This is a genomic window from Dactylosporangium cerinum (assembly GCF_042653625.1).
Taxonomy (GTDB): domain Bacteria; phylum Actinomycetota; class Actinomycetes; order Mycobacteriales; family Micromonosporaceae; genus Dactylosporangium; species Dactylosporangium cerinum.
Genome location: NZ_JBHSIU010000129.1, coordinates 1 through 2,761, shown reverse-complemented (window position 1 = coordinate 2,761; position 2,761 = coordinate 1). Strand labels below are relative to the sequence as shown.

Here is a 2,761-nt window from a genome sequence, read left to right as displayed (position 1 = left end):
ACAACTGCCGACCCATCCCAACCCGCTGCGAACCCTGACCCGAAAACACCACCGCACACTTCACCGCACCCGAACCAACACCACTCACCGTGTTCGACGCGACCTGACCCTGAGCCAGAGCACCCAACCCGTCCAGGAACCCCTCCCGATCCCCAGCCACGACAACGGCCCGATGCTCGAACACCGCCCGCGACCCCGCCAGCGAGAACCCCACATCGCTCAACCCAGACCCGACACCGTCGAGCAGGAGAGCCCGCAACCGCTCAGCCTGACCAGCCAACGCCGCAGCACTACGACCCGACAACACCCACGGCACCACCGGCACCGACACACCCGACAGCGATGAAGGGTCCGGTTCTTCTGCGACGGGGGCCTGTTCCAGGATCACGTGAGCGTTGGTGCCACTGATCCCGAACGACGACACCCCAACTCGACGCGGCCCCTCGGCCTCCGGCCACGATCGGGCCTCCGTCAACAGCTCCACCGCGCCGGAGGACCAGTCGACGTGCGGTGTCGGCTCATCAACATGCAACGTCTGCGGTAAGACGCCGGCCCGCATCGCCATCACCATCTTGATCACACCCGCCACGCCAGCCGCAGCCTGGGTATGACCGATGTTCGACTTCAACGACCCCAGATACAACGGCTCCCGATCGGCCCGCTCCTGCCCGTACACCTCCAGCAGTGCCTGCGCCTCGATCGGGTCACCCAACACGGTCCCGGTGCCATGGGCTTCGACCGCGTCCACGTCAGCGGGCGACAGGCGCGCGTTCGCCAACGCCTGCCGGATCACCCGCTGCTGAGAGGGACCGTTCGGCGCGGTCAAACCGTTACTCGCACCGTCCTGGTTCACCGCACTGCCGCGCACCACCGCCAGCACCGGGTGCCCCAGCCGCTGTGCGTCGGACAGCCGCTCCAGCAACAGCAACCCGACACCCTCACTCCACCCCGTGCCATCCGCAGCCCCAGCGAAAGACTTGCAACGCCCATCCGCAGCCAACCCCCGCTGCCGACTGAACTCCACAAACACGCCTGGCGTCGCCATCACCGACACGCCACCGGCCAGCGCGAGCGAGCTCTCACCCTGCCGCAACGACTGACACGCCAGATGCAACGCCACCAACGACGACGAACACGCCGTGTCCACCGTCACCGCCGGCCCCTCCAACCCGAACGAGTACGCCAAACGACCCGACAGAACGCTCCCGGCAGTACCGGTACCGATGAAGCCCTCAACCCCCTGAGCATCCCGCCCCGAACCCAGAACACCCATCGCATAGTCGTGATACATCAACCCGGCGAACACCCCGGTGTCCGAACCCCTCAGCGAGCCAGGATCGATACCCGCCCGCTCGAACACCTCCCACGCCGTCTCCAGCAACAGCCGCTGCTGCGGATCCATCGCCAACGCCTCACGCGGACTGATCCCGAAGAACCCCGCATCAAAATCCGCGGCGTCATACAGGAACCCACCGTCCCGCACATAACTCGTCCCCGACCGATCCGGATCCGAGTCATACAAGCTCTCCAGATCCCAACCCCGATCGGCCGGCCACCCAGAAATCGCATCACCGCCCGACGCGACGAGATCCCACAGCCCCTCCGGAGACCGCACACCCCCCGGCAACCGACACGCCATCCCCACGATCGCGATCGGCTCATGCGCGCTCTCGTCAATGGCACGCAGCCGTGCACGAGCTGCATGCAGATCGCCGCTTACCCGCCTGAGGTACTCAAGATACTTCTCCTCGCTAATCACGAAATCTCCCCCGGATGGTGATCAGGAACAAGGCATATCAACACAAGGCGTTCAAGGGTCTGCCCCTCAGGAGCGGAACGCGGCAGCACAAGCCGTCGGCCGCCTGCGCGTTACTCAGCATTGAGGCATCCAGGTGATGTTCATCATGTCGTCGTTGTGACTTCGCATTGGCGTGGGTCAGTTCAGGGCATCGAATCGCTGGCATCAGGAATCCGGATGACATGCGGATCTCCGCGTCATGGGTGAAGAACGGCAGCAACTCCCCACTGGCTCATCGAGACCGTGGGACGCAGGCTGGTCATGATCTCGCGTTTCGGCTCCGCGGGGACCCTTGAGCAGGACGTATGCCTCCGCCACCGCTCCCGTCCGCCATGCCGGAGATTCCCGGGCGCTGCGACGGCCTGCTTGGCCTCATTGGCGTCCCGCGTTGCCGCCGCCCGTTCGACGCCGCCGTCAGGAGCTGCTCGGCCTGGTGCGCAGCACGCTGTCGGGGACGGGCAGGCCTCAGCGTTTCGGTGTCGGCCTGGTCCGCGAGCCGGCGCACCGGCCCGACGCCGATTTCCTCGCCGGGCCAGGCCTCGGCGGGTTCGCTCGGGACCGGTGACAGACCGGGCAGGTCATCCTCATCAGGCATCTGAGCTCCAGGAATCCGGGCACCACAACGGAAGCCCTGGAATCACAGGCGTGACAGGCCCCCGTTGGCGGACTGGACGTCATATATCGACGCCCAGTGACCCGCTTGCCCTACGCTAGCGCAGGCCGACCCGTAGAAGCTACGGCTGCGCGGCAAAGATCCTTTGACAACTTGTCAGTGCTGTCCATCAATGACTCGGAGCGTGGTGATGGCGGCGATGATGGGCGTGGGCACCAGCGGAGTAGCGTGCGCCAGTGCCGTTTGCGTTCTCGGCGACACGACGTGCTGACCAGGTATTTCGTGGAATGAGCCATTCCGCGCAACGGCGTGCTGACGCTGGGTGATCTCCGGTTGCGTGGCGGGTGACA

1 protein-coding gene and 1 pseudogene are annotated in these 2,761 nt (G+C 65.6%); both read right to left on the bottom strand.

From position 1 onward, the window contains the following. Positions 1 to 1,759 (bottom strand): annotated as a pseudogene (locus ACFPIJ_RS58220) (type I polyketide synthase); the annotation flags it as partial. A gap of 808 nt (positions 1,760 to 2,567) precedes the next feature. Continuing rightward, on the bottom strand, positions 2,568 to 2,761 hold a 194-nt coding region (locus ACFPIJ_RS58215; RefSeq protein WP_380128177.1), incomplete at its 5' end, for a hypothetical protein.